The organism is Metabacillus mesotrionivorans (assembly GCF_052171315.1).
Classification (GTDB): domain Bacteria; phylum Bacillota; class Bacilli; order Bacillales; family Bacillaceae; genus Bacillus_P.
In genome coordinates this window covers 265,731-282,100 of sequence record NZ_JBQMFF010000001.1, presented here as the reverse complement: position 1 = coordinate 282,100, position 16,370 = coordinate 265,731, and the positions used below count along the sequence as shown (strand labels likewise).

The following is a 16,370-nucleotide window of genomic DNA, read 5'->3' as shown; positions in this document are numbered from 1 at the left end:
CAGCACCTCCTTATTCTTCAATGTCCGGCTTTCTTTCCTTATGTTTTTTCGTTTCAAACCGAACAGGTGAAGCAGTTCTCATCTGCAGCGGCCTTGTATTCTGCATATAAATCGGCAGCCGGAAGAGAGAATCTTTCAGATCCTTCATTCTGAGCGGATAAACAGGTGCAAGATAAGGACGTCCGAGGGAAGAAAGCTTTAATAGATGACCAAGAAAATAGGCAAAGCAAAACGCGATTCCCATCAGACCGAACAGCTGTGCAGAAAAGATGAAAGGAAAACGGATCAAACGGATGACGTTGCCCATTTGATAAACGGGAGTGGTAAAGGAGGCAAGCGCTGCAAGGGCAACGATAATAAGCAGTACATTGCTCGTAAGACCTGCCTGTACAGCAGCCGTACCAATTACAATCCCGCCTACGATACCGATGGTCTGGCCGATTTTTGTCGGCAGTCTTGCTCCCGCTTCTCTCAGGAGTTCAATGGTCAGTTCCAGAATAATTGCTTCCCATATAGGGGGAAACGGCACACCGCTTCTTGAAGCAACAAGAGGATTCAGCAGATTCTGCGGAATCATTTCATAGTGATACGTCAGTACGCCTACATACATGGCTGTTGAAATGACTGAGAAAAAGACGGCAAACAGCCGCACAAGCCTGAAGGCAGAAGCTATCGGATAGGATAGGAAGTAATCTTCAAATGCCGAGAAAAACTCAATCAGCGTAGTCGGCCCGGTCAATGCATGCGGGGATCCGTCAACCAAAATCGTAATTTTCCCTTCAGTAAGAACACCGGCCACCCGGTCAGGCCTTTCAGTATCGATCAGCTGCGGAAAGACGGAGTGATGGTTATCTGCAATAATCTGGGCAATGACCGAGCTGTCGAGGACATTGTCATAGTCGATATCACTGATTCTCTGGACAATCGTCTGAACATTTGCATCATCCGCAATATCTTTTATGTAAAGAACAGCCACTCTCGTTTTTGAAAGTCTGCCTACCTTTATTTCCTCAGAAATAAGCTCAGGGACTGGAAGCCGTTTTCGTATCAAATTTAAATTCGCATCCAGCGATTCTACAAACGCTTCTTTCGGACCGACAACACTGTACTCCACTTCAGGCAGACTGACCGCCCTTTTCTCCAGTGTAATCGCAGGTATCAAAAGCAGTTCATTCCTGTTTGATGTACACTGAATGCCGATGTTTCCCGCTAAAAGCTTCCCCTGTGCTTCTTCAGCATTTGAAATGATCTCAGAGTCATCTATTGGAACCGTTTTTTGAAGATCAAACAGCGTTGCCCCTTTTTCTCCGCCGATAATATGAGGCAGCACATGATCATGCAGGACTTTTCCATCCACCAGCGTCTTATAATAATGAATATAATAAGGACATTCCTCTGAATAACGGTACGAGGTGAAATCTGAAGAAAGCTTGCATTTCTTCAGCAGGCCTTCCATGCTGCTGTCCTGCTTTTGGTCATCAGACGGTCTTTGCGGCGGTTTCTTTTTGGAAAAAGTGAACATGTGATGGCCTCCTCCCGATCTTTTCAGGAAACATAAAAAAACAAGACATTCTTAAGGTGCCTTGTTTTAGGAAAAATATGATGGTTAATCCTTCATAAGAAGTTTGACGGTGAGGGAAGAATTCATATAACGGATGTCAGGGAACTCATATCCTGTGTCCGGTGTATTAGTGAAGATTGTTCGAACAGAAATTTCATCCCCTTTTTCAAGTTCAAGCTGTACAACTTTTCCTACCGTTGTCTGCAGCAGATCACCTGATTTAACCGAAAATTTAGCTTCATTGATAAGAGTATTATTTCTGAAGATCCCAAAATCCGCTTCTCCATTTAAAGTCATGACATCGGTTAAGAAAATGATTTCATAAACGCCGTCTTTTTTAATTCTAATCGTATCATCTGAAACACTGGATCTCGTTTTATATTCCGGTCCCTCAGAGGTGAAATTCAGTTTTACCCCCGGAACAGCAAAACCCCCAATATCAGCATTGTACAGCGAACCGAAAGCAATAGGCGGCTTTACTTTCTTTACCACTTTTTTGATAATCGGACGCATTTTTGGTGTTTGTTCACTTGTTTCTGCAACTGCTTCTTCCACTTCTTCAATCGTATCTGCAACTGTTTCTGCGATTGCTTCGATCGTATCTGCAACTGCTTCCGACACTTCTTCAAGTGCATCTGCGACTGTTTCCGACACTTCTTCAAGTGTCTCAGCAACTGCTTCTGCTGCCGCTTTTCCAGCTTCCAAGACGCTTTCCAATCCGGATCCAGCCTCGATCTCATTCAAAAAGACAACCTTTACTCTGTCCCTCAATTTCCGATTTGATTTTTTAGACACCTGCATCACTCCCTTATCATAACCTATGCAGGCTGAGGCAGGAGTGACTGTGCGTTTATCCTAAGCGGACATTACAGTGAATTCCAGAAAAAAAAACCACCCGCCCATGCAGATGGTTTCCATTTCATGTATTGTGTTCAAAAAAAGAGCAGGTTTATTTTCCGCCAAAGCTCATATGTTCATAGCGGCCGCGGATCATTTCATAAATGCCGTAAAGCATAAGGCCGGCAGCTGCAAGACCGAGCATCCAGCCTCCGTAAGGTTTAGAGGCGAGCTCAGCCAGAGCCCCGTCAATTCCTTTTGATTGTTCAGGGTTAGCTGTAATAGCTGTTTGAATAAAGAAATAGCCAATCATGGCAAGTACAATTCCTCTTGCAATCAAGCCCGATTTTCCTGACTTTCTCGCAATCTTTCGCTCATGTTCATTCATTTCGCTGACTCTGAACTTATTCATAAATCGTTCCGTATAGCCGTTATAGAGTTCATACAGGCCATATCCGACAATGATGGCCCCGATCAGTCCAATGATCCACTGGCCAAAAGGCTGCTGGAGCAGCTTCGCTGAAATCGTTTTTTCAGATCCGCCTCCTCCTGAGCTTGCGTTCATAGCGATCGATATGGCTTTGTACGCGATGGCTCCATAGATGACTGCACTGACGGCATAGCCTGTTCTCACCAGTATGCCTTTTGTCTTTTTTCCTTTCCTCTCAGGATCAAGAAAAGCTTTTATGAGTTCCCATAAGACATAACCAATCAGGCCGATGCCGATTACCCACAGTAAAATTTCTCCGAATGGCTTTCCAGCCACGGTTTCAAACATGCCGCTCGTTCCGGTCATTTTTCCTCCCAGTCCAAGAGCCGCAAGCAGCGCAAGAACGCCGATTAAAAAATAGACAAGTCCTTTTGCCATATAGCCAAAACGCCCGAACCGCCTGATCCAGGGCTTTGTTTCTTCTCCTGCATCATTCGCCTTTGCCTTGGCTTCCGCCTTTGCAGAATACTCCATATTTATCTCTCCCTCACGTCAGTCATTGTTATCTGACTATACATTTCCCATTGGCAGGCGAAAAGAAACCTGCTGGAAAAAGATACATAACAGCGTTCACTCCATCTGTACAAAATGTCTTGTTTCCGCGTATACTGATAGAAATAATAGCAGGAGTGTGAATGCCATGAGTTTATCTAAAGCAAAAAAACAGCGCCTGAAAATGACGCGCGAAGGAAAACGTAATCCCGAAAGCAGCAGAAGTCCATTTGCTCTGCAGGATTTGAGCACGAAACGGACGAAAACGAAAAAAGAACAGCTTTATAGAGAAAAACATAAGAACCATTCCCGGGACGGCGGACAAGATGGTTCTTTTTATTTTGCCTCATAGCGTCCTCTTACGTAGTAATTTGTTATCGCTAAGTACTCTCTTGAAAAAGATTTCAAAACGGCGACACGGGGAGTTTTTGCCGGCAGCCCCCCCACATTAAGGCCAAGCTGTTCTGCCGCAAGCAATGAGCGGTAAATATGAAAGTCATTTGTGGCAATCAGTCCCTGTTTGGCGTTTTTTGGCAGTACTTTCTTTGAATATGAGAGGTTCTCAATTGTACTTGTTGATGCCGATTCCTTTAAAATTCTCTTTTCATCAATCCCATGCCCAAGCAAGATCCTGCTGATTGCCTCAGCTTCCGTGATCTCTTCACCCGGCCCCTGTCCGCCAGATGCGACGGCAATTGTCTCCGGATTTCTCTTCATATACTCTGCTGCTGCATCAGCCCGGTACTGCAGTGCGAGAGAAGGCACCGTTCCATTGACTTTTGCACCCAGAATAATGATGTAATCCGCTCCATCTTCCGGCTGCCCGGAAGCTGCTGTATGAATGCTGTAATGAAGAAATCCTGTGTAGATGAAGCCTAAAAGAAGCAAGCCGCCCAAACTGTATTTGATTAATTTTTTCATCACGACCATCCGTTTCTCTTGTGTAATCTACCTCTACTATACATGATAAATTTTGGAAAAAGGTAAAGATTTTCTAAAGAAAACGCAAAAAAGCATCCATGATGAAATGGATGCTCTTCAAAACTATTGACTGACTTCTGCCGATTCTTCTTTTTTCTCTTTTGACAAGAACCATCCCGCTGCTGCAATTCCAACGAGTACAACATAGAATGTGATTTTCCACTCGGGGGATTTTGCAAATCCTTCAGGCAGCACAGCGAGTTCAGGATGGGACAGGGTGTAGATGGAAAGCTTTACTCCAACCCATCCGACAATTCCGAATGCTGCAATTTCAAGGCCCGGACGTTTATGAAGCAAGTCGACAAAGAAGTTTGCGGCAAATCTCATAATCACAAGCCCGATAATGCCCCCTGCGAAAATGACAAGGAATTTTCCGCCGTCAAGACCGCCGATTGGCGGCAGGCTGGTATTTGGAAGCGTGACGGCGAGAGCCACAGCAGCCAAAATGGAATCTACAGCAAATGCGATATCTGCAAGCTCGATCTTCAGTACAGTTGCCCAGAATCCTGATTTTTTCTTATCCGGCTTCTCTTCTTCTTCCTTCTTTTTAAACACAAGTTTTCTTAAGATATGGTTCGCTGCAATAAACAGCAAGTAGAGAGCCCCGATCGCCTGAACCTGCCAGACATCCACCAGGAAGGAGATTGCAAACAAGGAGCCAAACCTGAAAACAAAGGCACCTGCAAGACCATAAAATAAAGCTTTCTTCCGCTGATCCTCCGGCAGGTGTTTGACCATAATGGCAAGCACAAGCGCGTTATCTGCGGCAAGCAGTCCTTCAATCGCAATCAAAAGCAGCAATACCCATCCATATTCCATCAGCATTGATAATTCCATCTGTTAGTCCCCCTTTACAACTGTGATAAAGTCCTGATCTTTGCTGATAACCCCTTCATCGAACACTAGCCTCGTGTTAAAGAAATACGACCTCTCATCGTTTGATTCCGTAAGGTTTTGAGGAAGCCTGAATACGAAATCAATCCGGTTTTGTTCCTCAGCAGCAATTTGTTTTGAGGTTAAAATATTAGACGTTTCAAGCACATTCTCACTCCCGGCAGACAGATCGGCCGCAACCAAATCACAGTCAATCCGCTTCAGCTGCTGCTCAATCACACCGCCTTTTATTAAAAAGTAACCTTTCACACACTCACCGGGACTGAACTCTTCCTTATTCAGGATTAAATCAATTTGAGCAGAACCAATACCTAGAATAGACATATATTTTCTTAGAATCATCTTCATTCCTCCTATTTAAATCCTATTTTTTTCGTGTACTTGTCATCAATGCGCTGTTCAATTTTTTCAAGCTGCGTTTTATCCTTCAGCAGCTCCTCTTTGTTTTCACGAATTAATTTTTCAATGGACCATCGGATTTTTTTCATATACTCTCACACCTCATTTAGGAAATTTCGAATAAAAAAACCTTTGCCTGCATTCGGCAAAGGTTTTTTGTTCTGAAAAACAATAAAGACCTTTACCGGTAATAGGTAAAGGTCTTGCTAACAACGCAATGGTTGCCAATAGAGCCGGAAGCAATTGCTTCGAAGTGACGACGCTATTGTAAAAGCTACTCCCCTTTAGGAGGTTCATTTATTCGATTTGTATACTGCTATTCTATAAGAAACCGGCAATGATGTCAACAACTAATCTAAATTTTATAATAATTAGGCGGTTGTCCTTTGAGGCATTTCCGCAAAAAAGAAAACATAGATTGATATAAAAAGGAGGGAAAACATGTTAATCAAATTAAGTGTTGCAGGCGCTTCGGGTGCGTTCATCTGTCTTGCTGTCCATTTGATCGGAACATTAAAAAAAGGGATGGTTACGCTGGATGAAACCAACAAGACGCTTGCAGAAGTCAGAAATGCCGTAAACGGGCTTTCAGAAGAAGCCGAGCAGCTGATTCATACAGCCAATCAGCTAACATCAGATGTCAAAGGCAAAATCCGCACTGTCGATCCTCTCCTTGAATCTGCCCATGACGTCGGTGAAATGCTCCACAATGTCACATCCTCCATCAAGCAGGTCGGAGCTGTCTTCGGAGCTAAACGCCAGCAGCGGACAGAGATTTCGGTCAATGAACCTCCCGTGCGGATCAAAGGACCTCTCAATATAAATGTAAAATAGGTGCACCTCCTCACAATGAAACTGTAAATATGACAAATAACACGTTTCACTTTAGGGAAATTATGGTATGATATCAGAGTCATTACTGCCATATTACCTATTAAAAGGGAGCGATCTGCTATGCAAAAATACCGAAGAAGAAATACACCGGCCTTTACATTCCTCGCTTACTTTACGTTCTTTGCCGGAGTCGCGCTGTTTTGTATCGGACTGTACAATGCCGATAACCTTCAGCTGAATGAAAAAGGCTACTACATCGCTGTCATGATGCTTGTTGCCGTTGGAGCAATTCTAACGCAGAAAGTTACACGCGACAATGCCGAAGACGATGAAATGATTGCTGAGCAGGAGCGCAAACAAAGTCTTGGAAAATCAATGGATTCATAGAATGAAAACCGGACTAGTGCTATAGCTCGTCCGGTTTTTTTATGTTAAAGTGCTAAAAATGAATCCCAACTTGCTGGCGCCATTCGGCTTAGTGCTGCCACTTTTACCAGAATTGGATACTCGTTTGTGGCGCCATTCGGCTTAGTGCCGCCACTTTTACCCGAATTGGATGCTCGTTTGTGGCGTCATTTTCCGGATTTTTATTGAACCCCGATTTATTGTAATAACATGTTTTGTTGAAGCTTCTTTTATAGGTGCAAATAAAAAACGGCAGCAACAAGCTGCCGTCCCCCTCAAAAACTTGAAATCCCGCTCCACTCCTGAAAGCGGTACATGAATGTCAAAAAGAGCGAATCATCTGCAAATACTTCATAATCCTCTGTGTATGTTCCTGACTGATTTGACCAGAGCTCATCAAAATAGGCTTCCATTTCCTCCATCATCCCTGTATTGGAAGGGCCGGTAATTTTCAGATCTGTCTCAAGGTTAAAATCTCCGAGATTGCGCTTCGTAAAATTGGCTGATCCGCCAATGACCGTATCCTCTTCCTCACCCTCGAAAAACATCAGCTTCGTATGATACTGTTCGCCGTTTGTTTTATACCACCGCACCTGGATGTTTCCATCAGATTTTGAAACAAGTTCATGAGCAGCAGGCCTGTTTGGAACACCGTTCTTCTCCCGTCCAAAGGCATCTTTGTTTGCATCAAGTATCAGTCTGACCTCTGCTCCTCTTTCTGAAGCTGCCAGCAGCTCCTTAATGATATCGCGGTCAGATAAATAAAATGCCCCAATTTTAATCTTTTCACCTTTTCCGGTCTGCTTCAATTCGTTTACTAAGTGTTTCTTGATTTTCCCTTCGGTTAAAAGCTGAACATCATAATCGCCGGATTCCGCCTGTGCAAATACAACAGCGCTCTCATCCATTTCCACATCCGTTCCTGACAAGGAAGCGACCGCTTTTTCCGTTTCAACAAGTTCCCTCAGGATTTCTCCTTTTACAGCAAACGCAATATTAGAGTGGAGCGAACTGCCGTCGTGGGGATTGGCGGACGTCACGATTCCTTCTTTTTCAGATACAATGACTTTCCTGTGATTTGCTTTAAAATTTAATAAGTCCAGATAGGACCTGAGTGTGACATCAGGAGAATCAGAACTGAACGCATTCGGTATCCAGCCGCTTCCTCCGGTTCCAAACCACTGCAGAAACGTCCTGTGGCCCCCGGAGAAAAAGGGATTCGAATCCCTGAGAGGCTTTAAATCCGTAAAGACAACTTCAATGCCGTTTTCTTTCAGCTCTTTTGCAATCCGTGACGGGTATGATCCATAAAAGGTATTAATGCGGTCTGTAATCACCGTTATCTGGATTTCTTTATCCTTCTGTTTCTTTTCAATTAAAGCGTCTTTAAGACGATTGGACAGGGCTGGATAGCTTGCAGACCGGTCGTATTCGTCGTTAAACAAGAACATATCCATCATGATAAACTGGTCAGCCTCTTCAATGGTATCTTCAATCCTGTCAAAAATGACCTGATTATGTGTCACTTCTTCCCCATTTTCAAACGTCAGATCGTAGAGAAATTCCACCTGCCCGGCATGAATATCACCTTCGTGGGAGATGCCTGCCGGAAGAGGTTTTGTATAATGATAGACGGCTGTTCCCGCAGAAAGCAGAAAGAAAAACAAAATCGCACCAAAAAAAACATTTCTCTTCTGTTTCCTTTTCAAACCGGTTTTTTCATTTATGACTGTATTGGCCATAATCAAACGCTCCTTAAATAAGTCGATTGGAATTGCAGAATAGTAAATAAACAGACCTATTATATCTAACGTTTTATTAGGTGAAAAGTTTCATTTTTTCAAAAAATACACATTTAAAAACCAGTCTGATCAAATGACAGACTGGTTTTCTGAAGTTTAATTGACCGCGGCTATTTCAGAAGGCTCTGATTCTTGCCCAAAGGCATCGACAGTTGTTACATAATAAGTATGCTCTGCAGCTTTTTCATCCATAAAACTCTTTCTTTCAAGAGCTGATATGCTCGCAATTTGCTCGAAGTTCTCGCCATTTTTGTCTCCTCTGTATACTCTGTAGCCTGCAACCGTATCTTCGCGGACAGCATGCCACGTTACAAATGTTCCATTCACTTCTACAGTATCAGGGGGAGGGGGAGGAACATCCTTTGCCGGTTTCTTTTCCTTTTTTAATTCTGCAAATACGACAAGTCTTTCCTCATGCGTTCCTGCAGACCGGTCAAACGTTCCTGTACAAGTAATCAGGTTTAAATACTGACCTTCTGACGTCTGGAAGATTTCATCGATCGGAGCTGATGAACGTTCATAGCTTTCCTGCTTTTTTACGATAAACGTAAGAGCTGTTCCGTTTTGATCCTTTACGATGATTTCGTCGCCCTCTTTTACTTTTTTCAGATCAAAGAAGATGGCAGGACCCGTTTTGCTGTCAACATGTCCTGCAAGAACCGCGCTTCCCCTGCTTCCGGGCTTCACTCCAGGTTCAAACCAGCCGACATTGTTAATGTCCTCTGGGACCCCCATCTGACCGTTGTCAAGAATCCCTACCTGTTCAATTGAGGCATTCACATTTATCGATGGGATTTCAACGGTTGCAGGGATGATGCCTTTCATTTGGGCAGTCTCTCTTTTTTGGGCTTCAATCAGCTTTTTCACTTCTGCTTTTAATAAGGTAAATTCATTCAGCGGACGTTCAGACCCATCTGCCCCGGCGGCAGCATTTTCCGTCTGCACAGTCGTTTGCTCTGCTTTTTTGGGGGAGGTATCGGTAGAGGATAATTGAGTTGGGAAAAGCCCGTAACTGTAGCCCGCGAGGATAAAACAGATAACGCTGCTTATGCCGAGTAAGATGATTTTTTTCATTTTCCAATGCACCCCGTTTATAAATCACATAGTTTTGTTCTAATAAGGAAAAAAGAGGGAAAGGATCAGTGCGCTTGCAGCTGATCCGATCTCATGTGTTCTAAAACAGAGCATCCCTCTCATCTCTCTTTTCAGCAATTACTTCTGTTGAGCCGTTTTTCTTCTGAAAAGAACAAGAGCTGCTGCAGCTAAGAGCGAGCCTAGGCCTGCAAATACAGCTGCTGATGCCGGAAGTGCTTCACTTGTTCCGCCGAGTCCTGTTTTTGGCATGTCTTCAGGCATTGCTGAAGCTTCAAATTTATCAGGCATTTGCGTCACAATCGCATTTCCCAATGTCTGGCCGACACCATACATGAACTTGTACCCTTCCCGGAATGACTGGTAAGCTGCATCGTAGTCGCCGGCAACATATTGGTCAAACGTTTGTGTGACAAGTGCTTCGTGCTGCTTAATGGCAGCTTGTGCGTCTTTGGCAGGAAGCTTTTCACCCGTTGCCGCACCAAGGAATGCACCGAAGTCCATTGCAAATTGATCAAGCTTTGCTTTAGATTCTGTGATTTTCGCATCATCGCCTTCAAGCGTAGCTGCTACAATTTCAGCTTGTGCATTGATGTGGTTGCCCTGCCAAACTTTTTCAAATTGTGCCGCACCCTCTTCTCCATATACAGAGCCGATTGCTGCTTTAAAGTCTGCTGTGTTGGCATCTTCTGACCAGCTGACAAAGTCATAATCTTCTTTCTGGTCAAATCCTTTTTGCATGCCTGTTGCTGCCAGTGCAAAGTGTTCGGCTGCCAGGCTGTTCAATGCAGAACGAAGATCCGCAGCAGGTGTATCGGATTTAGTATTTTCGAATTTTTCAGGCATTTGAGTCGTGATAGCTCCTGCTAATGCATCACTGATCACATACATATGTTTATATCCTTCTCGGAATGTTTCATTTGCTTCCTTGTAGTCGCCTTCTACGTAGTTATCAAAAACTTCAAGCACCTGAGCTTCATGAACTTTTACTGCTTCTTCAGCTGCCTCTTTTGGAAGCTTTCCTTCTGTTGCAGTACCAAGGAAGGTTGAAAATTCTTCAACGAATGCCGCAACTTCTTTTTCGGCTTCTGCACGGGCATTTTCGTCATTTCCTTTTGCCGCATTTACAAGATCGGCCGTGTAATCATTATGTTCACGGAAGATTCGCTCGAATTCCGCTGCGCCTTCTTCCCCGTATACTGAAGCAATGGCAGGAGTCATGTCAGCTGCATTTTGATCTAAAGCTTTGTTTGCTGCCTCTGCATCTTTTGCTCCATCATAGGACTTTGTCATGGCTGTTATCGCTAAAACAAAATGCTCTGACAATAGGTAGTCAAGGTCTGCTCTGAGCTGCGCTGCAGGTGTGTTGACTGTCGGCTTCATTTCCTCTGCCTGGACGGCCGTTCCGAAAGTTGGTACAAGTAAGGATAATCCAAGTGCAGGTGCTAACAATTTTTTGATTTTCATGATTACACGCTCCCTGTCGTTTTTTAAGTTCGTTTTGAACTTCTTGTACAGGAAACGACAGGATTTTTTAAATGGATCACTTTTTTATTAATTTTTTATCTGGGTATAAAAAAACAGACGGATTTTCCGCCTGTTTTCATCTATTATCCCAGGTCCACGTTGTGGTATACCTGCTGAACATCCTCTAAATCTTCCAACGCATCAATCATTTTTTCAAATTGTGCCTGTGCATCTTCAGGGAGCTCAACATCATTTTGCGCAAGCATCGTAAGCTCTGCCACGGTAAATTCAGTAATGCCCGCCTGTTTGAATGCTTCCTGAACAGCATGAAATTGGTCTGGTTCAGCATAGACAATCACAGAATCTTCCTCTTCAAGGATATCCCGCACATCAAGATCTGCTTCCATTAAAAGCTCCAGCACATCCTCTTCATTCTTTCCTTCTACGCCTATAACGGCAGTTGCATCAAACATGTACGCAACCGAACCGTTAACCCCCATGTTGCCGCCATTTTTTCCAAACGCAGCCCGGACATCCGATGCTGTGCGGTTCACGTTGTTTGTCAGTGCATCCACGATGACCATTGAACCATTCGGCCCGAAGCCTTCATAACGAAGTTCGTCGTAGCTTTCCTCTGAACCGCCTTTTGCTTTTTCAATCGCACGGTCAACGATGTTTTTTGGGACGCTGTATGTTTTTGCACGTTCAAGAACCATGCGGAGTGCCTGGTTTGATTCAGGATTCGGCTCACCCTGCTTGGCAGCTACATAAATCTCCCGGCCGAATTTTGCGTAAATCCGGCTTGTATTTGCATCTTTAGACGCCTTTTTCTCTTTAATATTGTTCCATTTACGGCCCATAATTTTTTCACTCTCTTTCCATTCTTATAAAAATGCCTGTTTAAACAAGCACGTGTATGATTGACATTCAATCTATTATAGCAAATTCCTCCCGTTTTTTTCGAGTACTTGTTTCCTTGTTTCAATCTTTCATAGAGCGGGTACCTTTTTACCATGGAGGCGATAAAGATGAAACCGAAATTCAAAGTTTTTCACGATGATGAACAGCTGAAGGAATCGATTGACAGATTGCGCCATGACGGCATCAGGGACGAGGATATTTACATACTCTCACACGATAATGATCACGTCAGACGCGACCGTAAAGAGACAGATGCCAATAAAATCGGTGTTGGCGTAACAGGTGTCGGAACGGCCATCAAAAACGTATTCAGAAGCAAGGATGACAAGCTCGTTGTTAAAATGGAAGAAATCGGATTCGACACTGAAATGGCCGAAAAGCTTGAGGAAGAACTTGATAAAGGTAAAACACTTCTCATTGTAAGAAACCAGGATGAAGTTACTTTCTGACATCCAGATATGATAAAAGCTCCGGGATAACTCCCGGAGCTTTTTTGTGTCAATTGTTATTCATTTGATACTCTCTTAAACGGCCACCAATTTGCTGATCCGAATGTTTTTACCATAACCGGTATAAACAGCGGCAGGATCACAAGTGCGTATAAGAACAATCCGATTAAAATAATGGAGGCAATCTGCAGCAGAGAAAGCATTCCGGAAGGCATCATTGCTGCAAAAGTTCCTCCAAGGATAACGGCTGCTGAAATAATAACTGTCCCCATCTTTTTCATAGACATCAGCATAGCTTCGCCTACTGACAGATCGCGGTATTCATTGAAACGGTCCATCAGGAAAATACTGTAGTCGACGCCAAGCGCGACAAGAATAACAAATCCAAAAAACGGAACAGCCCAGCTTATGCCAGTGTACTGAAGAATATCTACAAAAATCACTTCATTGATCGCCATGGATGTAAAGTAGGCCAGTACGAGTGAACCGATAATATAGATTGGCATAATCAGAGAGCGGAACATAAAGATGAGAATAATAGAGATTCCCACAAGCATTAAAATAACTGTACGCGAGTAATCCTGTGCAGAAACAGTACTCAAATCTGCGTTTGTGCTTGTAATGCCGCCTACGGCCACATCTGCATTTTCAAGCTTTGTATCCTTTACAGCGCGGCTTACTGCTTCTTTAATCTCCGGCACTTGTTCCATCGCTTCATTGGAATACGGGCTTGCTTCAAACACCACATCAAGCGTCATCGTTTTCCGGTCCTCTGACATGTAGGCATCAAGCGCCTGAGCAAATTCCTTGCTGTCAAGAACCTCCTCAGGCAGATAGAATCCATTTTGGTCTGAAGACTTGGAAAGACCTGTCAAGTAATCCTGAGCAGAACCAATTCCATCTGATACTTGGTTAAGCCCATCGGCACTCTGATTTAAGCCGTCCGTCAGCTGACCAAGCTGGCCGCCAAGATCACCAAATCCGTCAAGCAGCTGCTTTTGGCCGGAATTGACTTCTCCAAGCCCGTTTGAAAATTTCGGCATATTTCCGGCAATCTGCCCTTGGCCGTCAGCTAGCTGATTAAGTCCCGCAAGCTGCTGATCAATGCCTTTAATAAGAGCGTCGATGCCGCCAGGGAATTGTGCAAGACCATTGTTTGCCTGGGTCAAGCCTGTGTTTGCCTGGGTCATGCCGGCTGAGACCGCGGATAGCTTTCCGTTCAGCTCACTAAGACCGGGAGACAGTAAGTTGAGAGATTCTTTTGCTGTCGCAACTGTTCCTACAAGCGTTTGGTATCTAGTGTCGCTTTCCAAACTTTTCTTGGAATTACCTTCTTGCTTTGTATACTCCTGACCCAATGCAGCAAAATCATTACTATTAAGCTTGTTGAAGGCTTGATTCAATGATGAAAGACCAGCTTCCAATTCTTTATAACCTGCAGTAAGTTCTCCGAGTCCAGTTCCTAATAACTTATAATTAGCCTCAAGCTCTTCATACCCGGCTGAAAGCTCCTCAAGCTTTGCCTTTGTATTCAAAAGCCCCTCTTTAATTTTCGCCGAGCCGGTGCTGCCCTGACGAATGCCGTCTTCAATCTTGACAAGATTTGACTGGACCTCATTAATGCCCGCCTGGAGTTCAGACGTTCCAGAGATCAGCCCGTTAATTCCTTTTGTTGCATCATTCAGCTGCGGCTGCGATTTTGACAGCTCGCTGCCCGCTTCGTTCAATCCTTTGCTGATCTCGTCAATTCCTTCTTTTCCGTCACCAAGTCCATCACTTAGGTTTTCCGCCTGTTTGGCAACGAAGAAGTCTTCAATCGGCTCTCCCGCTGGACGGGTAACGGACCGGATATTATCAACAAGGTCGACTTTTTCGACCTCTTGGCTGATTTTTTCGGCCAATGCTGCATATTCTGCAGAGTCCATTTCTTCATCATTTTGCATTACAATCTGTGTGGGCATGGATTCACCCGGTCCAAAGCTGTCGGCAATGGCATTAAATGCCTTGATCGAGGAAACATCCCCGCTGATTTCTTCAAGAGAATCGAATGACAGTTCGCCGTCATAAACGGCCAGAAACGGCACGCAAATGGCTGCAACAATCAGCAGGGAGAGCAGCGGGCGGGCAAGCGAGAATCTGCCGAGGATGCTCCAAAGTCTGCTTTCCCCGTGTTCTGCTTTGCTTTTGGACGGCCAGAAAATCTTCCCGCCAAGCACGGCCATGAAAAACGGCACAATCGTAAATAATGCGACAAGCAGCACAGCCACACCGACTGCAACCGCTGAGGCAGACTGGTAGAGTTTGAACTGCGAAAATCCAATCGCAGCAAATCCGATCATGACGGCAACGCCGCTGAAAAAGACTGTCCGGCCCGCGTTTTTATACGTTGCCACGATGGCATCAGTCACCGTTTCACTTACGGCCAATTCTTCTTTAAACCGGCTCAGAATCAAAATACAGTAGTCCGTTCCAATTCCAAATAGAACGGCTACAAGGAAAATCTGAGTGTAGTTTGAGATAGGAAAATCCAATGAATCTACTAAAAACGAAACGATAGACTGTGAAGCAAGATACGTGAAGCCCACCGCAAGAAGCGGGATAATAGGCGCCACGATGGATCTAAAAACGAGAAGAAGCACTGCGAGTATAAAAATAACCGTGATGCCCTCTGTCTTTTTCAATCCTTCTTCAGAGCTCTTTATCAAGTCTTCATTGATCATCCAGTTGCCTGTGTAGTCATATTCAACGTCAGCATCGCTGATTGCTTCATAGAGGGCATCTCTCACTTCTTCCGGTTCGCGGTCGTTCCATGCGACATTGACAGATGCAAGAATCGCTTTGCCGTCTTTTGAGACAAGCTGTTCTTTAAGGCTTTCTTCGTTAAAATGGGTGAGAATTTCGGTTATACCGAGTTTATCTTCTTCTTTTTCAAGCGTGCGGATTGCCTTTTCCGCTTCGGAAATCTCTGATTTCGTCAGCTTTTCATCACTGTAAAAGACAAGAGCAACCGAACTTGAATCTTCCCCGCCTTCTTCTTTTTGCACCTCATCAAGAATTTCAGATGCGTAGGAAGAGGAATAGCCCTCCGGAACATCAATCTGCCCCTTCTCCCTGACCAGGTCCGCCATGTTCGGAGCTGTAAACAGCAATCCGGCAACAACAGCAATCCATAGAATCAGGACAAGCCATTTTTGTTTAATAATCGTATTCACTCAGATTCCCCCGTATGCGTTTCTTTGTTTTCAATCAGAAGTCTGTTCAGCTTTTCATAGGTTTCAATAAACCGCGTGATCTCTTCGGGATCAAATTTATTGATAAATGATTCTACGAGCGTATGTATGCGGTTTTCCGCTTTTTCAAACAGCTCATGTCCCTTATCAGACAGCGTTAAGTAAACAACGCGGCGGTCATTTTCATCGCGGTCGCGTTCAATCAGTCCCTTTTCATGCAGACGTGTAATGATGGCCGTAATGGCACTTTTTTTTACATTAAAAGCAGCTGCCAGTTCAGTCGATGTGCAGGTCTTTGCCTGACTCATATATCTCAGCATATAGTGCTGATCATTCGTCAGATCACTGCCGATCTGTTCTTTCACAAGTGTTTCCGCGATATTCGTCACAGAATAGGAAACCGCTATGTATCGGTCGACGAGCTCGGTAATTTTGCTGCATGACATGCCCAATCCCTCCTTAAGTGTCAGGTTCTGCATCTATCAAAATTATTAGTTCAACAATTTAACTTTTAAC

At 44.2% G+C, this 16,370-nt stretch carries 17 protein-coding genes; 4 read left to right on the top strand and 13 right to left on the bottom strand.

The features are described 5' to 3' along the window. Positions 1 to 10: 10 nt before the first annotated feature. From ACTSEZ_RS01335 to ACTSEZ_RS01325, 3 genes are all read right to left on the bottom strand, one after another. Positions 11 to 1,522 (bottom strand): spore germination protein, encoded by a 1,512-nt coding sequence (locus ACTSEZ_RS01335; RefSeq protein WP_369732371.1) that lies wholly within the window; start codon positions 1,520 to 1,522, stop codon positions 11 to 13. Positions 1,523 to 1,606: 84 nt separating this feature from the next. Continuing rightward, complete coding sequence (locus ACTSEZ_RS01330) at positions 1,607 to 2,356, bottom strand: hypothetical protein (RefSeq protein WP_369732369.1); 750 nt, start codon at positions 2,354 to 2,356, stop codon at positions 1,607 to 1,609. A gap of 154 nt (positions 2,357 to 2,510) precedes the next feature. Then, positions 2,511 to 3,362, bottom strand: coding sequence for a DUF1206 domain-containing protein (locus ACTSEZ_RS01325; RefSeq protein WP_369732368.1), 852 nt, complete (start codon positions 3,360 to 3,362; stop codon positions 2,511 to 2,513). Between the two features lie 166 nt (positions 3,363 to 3,528). On the opposite strand from ACTSEZ_RS01325, the gene brfA reads away from it, so the two are divergent. After that, complete coding sequence (brfA, locus tag ACTSEZ_RS01320) at positions 3,529 to 3,732, top strand: ribosome rescue factor BrfA (protein WP_369732367.1); 204 nt, start codon at positions 3,529 to 3,531, stop codon at positions 3,730 to 3,732. Here the strand turns inward: brfA and ACTSEZ_RS01315 are convergent. The 4 genes from ACTSEZ_RS01315 to ACTSEZ_RS01300 all read right to left on the bottom strand — a co-directional run bounded on the left by ACTSEZ_RS01315 (position 3,717) and on the right by ACTSEZ_RS01300 (position 5,743). Then, entirely contained in the window at positions 3,717 to 4,301 is a 585-nt protein-coding gene (locus ACTSEZ_RS01315; protein WP_369732366.1) for a YdcF family protein, read from the bottom strand. The genes brfA and ACTSEZ_RS01315 overlap by 16 nt on opposite strands. Before the next feature lie 123 nt (positions 4,302 to 4,424). After that, positions 4,425 to 5,198: a TerC family protein gene (locus ACTSEZ_RS01310; protein WP_369732365.1), complete on the bottom strand. Its 774-nt coding sequence runs from the start codon at positions 5,196 to 5,198 to the stop codon at positions 4,425 to 4,427. Positions 5,199 to 5,201: 3 nt separating this feature from the next. Continuing rightward, positions 5,202 to 5,597, bottom strand: coding sequence for a sporulation protein (locus tag ACTSEZ_RS01305; RefSeq protein ID WP_369732363.1), 396 nt, complete (start codon positions 5,595 to 5,597; stop codon positions 5,202 to 5,204). Between the two features lie 11 nt (positions 5,598 to 5,608). Further along, a complete protein-coding gene (locus ACTSEZ_RS01300) occupies positions 5,609 to 5,743 on the bottom strand; it encodes an FbpB family small basic protein (RefSeq protein WP_369732362.1) in 135 nt (44 codons plus the stop codon). 352 nt (positions 5,744 to 6,095) lie between these two features. Between ACTSEZ_RS01300 and ACTSEZ_RS01295 the strand changes: the two genes are divergently transcribed. Together ACTSEZ_RS01295 and ACTSEZ_RS01290 are read left to right on the top strand one after the other, a co-directional pair. Beyond that, positions 6,096 to 6,488, top strand: coding sequence for a DUF948 domain-containing protein (locus ACTSEZ_RS01295; RefSeq protein WP_369732361.1), 393 nt, complete (start codon positions 6,096 to 6,098; stop codon positions 6,486 to 6,488). Positions 6,489 to 6,608: 120 nt separating this feature from the next. Beyond that, positions 6,609 to 6,875, top strand: a complete 267-nt coding sequence (locus tag ACTSEZ_RS01290; RefSeq protein ID WP_369732360.1) for a YiaA/YiaB family inner membrane protein — start codon at positions 6,609 to 6,611, stop codon at positions 6,873 to 6,875. Between the two features lie 293 nt (positions 6,876 to 7,168). Here the strand turns inward: ACTSEZ_RS01290 and ACTSEZ_RS01285 are convergent, their stop codons facing one another. The 4 genes from ACTSEZ_RS01285 to ACTSEZ_RS01270 form a co-directional block, all read right to left on the bottom strand. Continuing rightward, complete coding sequence (locus ACTSEZ_RS01285; RefSeq protein ID WP_369732358.1) at positions 7,169 to 8,635, bottom strand: phospholipase D family protein; 1,467 nt, start codon at positions 8,633 to 8,635, stop codon at positions 7,169 to 7,171. Positions 8,636 to 8,791: 156 nt separating this feature from the next. After that, positions 8,792 to 9,769 carry a class F sortase gene (locus ACTSEZ_RS01280; RefSeq protein WP_369732357.1) on the bottom strand — a complete coding sequence of 326 codons (978 nt, stop codon included), beginning with the start codon at positions 9,767 to 9,769 and terminating at the stop codon, positions 8,792 to 8,794. A gap of 138 nt (positions 9,770 to 9,907) precedes the next feature. Continuing rightward, positions 9,908 to 11,254 (bottom strand): copper amine oxidase, encoded by a 1,347-nt coding sequence (locus tag ACTSEZ_RS01275; protein WP_369732356.1) that lies wholly within the window; start codon positions 11,252 to 11,254, stop codon positions 9,908 to 9,910. Between the two features lie 143 nt (positions 11,255 to 11,397). After that, positions 11,398 to 12,114 (bottom strand): YebC/PmpR family DNA-binding transcriptional regulator, encoded by a 717-nt coding sequence (locus ACTSEZ_RS01270; RefSeq protein ID WP_369732355.1) that lies wholly within the window; start codon positions 12,112 to 12,114, stop codon positions 11,398 to 11,400. A 168-nt stretch (positions 12,115 to 12,282) separates the two neighbouring features. On the opposite strand from ACTSEZ_RS01270, the gene ACTSEZ_RS01265 reads away from it, so the two are divergent. After that, positions 12,283 to 12,624, top strand: a complete 342-nt coding sequence (locus tag ACTSEZ_RS01265; RefSeq protein WP_369732353.1) for a YflT domain-containing protein — start codon at positions 12,283 to 12,285, stop codon at positions 12,622 to 12,624. 56 nt (positions 12,625 to 12,680) lie between these two features. Here ACTSEZ_RS01265 and ACTSEZ_RS01260 read toward each other — a convergent pair whose 3' ends face one another. Both ACTSEZ_RS01260 and ACTSEZ_RS01255 read right to left on the bottom strand, forming a co-directional pair. Beyond that, positions 12,681 to 15,836: an MMPL family transporter gene (locus ACTSEZ_RS01260; RefSeq protein WP_369732352.1), complete on the bottom strand. Its 3,156-nt coding sequence runs from the start codon at positions 15,834 to 15,836 to the stop codon at positions 12,681 to 12,683. Continuing rightward, positions 15,833 to 16,300: a MarR family winged helix-turn-helix transcriptional regulator gene (locus ACTSEZ_RS01255; protein ID WP_369732351.1), complete on the bottom strand. Its 468-nt coding sequence runs from the start codon at positions 16,298 to 16,300 to the stop codon at positions 15,833 to 15,835. The genes ACTSEZ_RS01260 and ACTSEZ_RS01255 overlap by 4 nt, the downstream gene beginning before the upstream one ends. Positions 16,301 to 16,370: the final 70 nt, after the last annotated feature.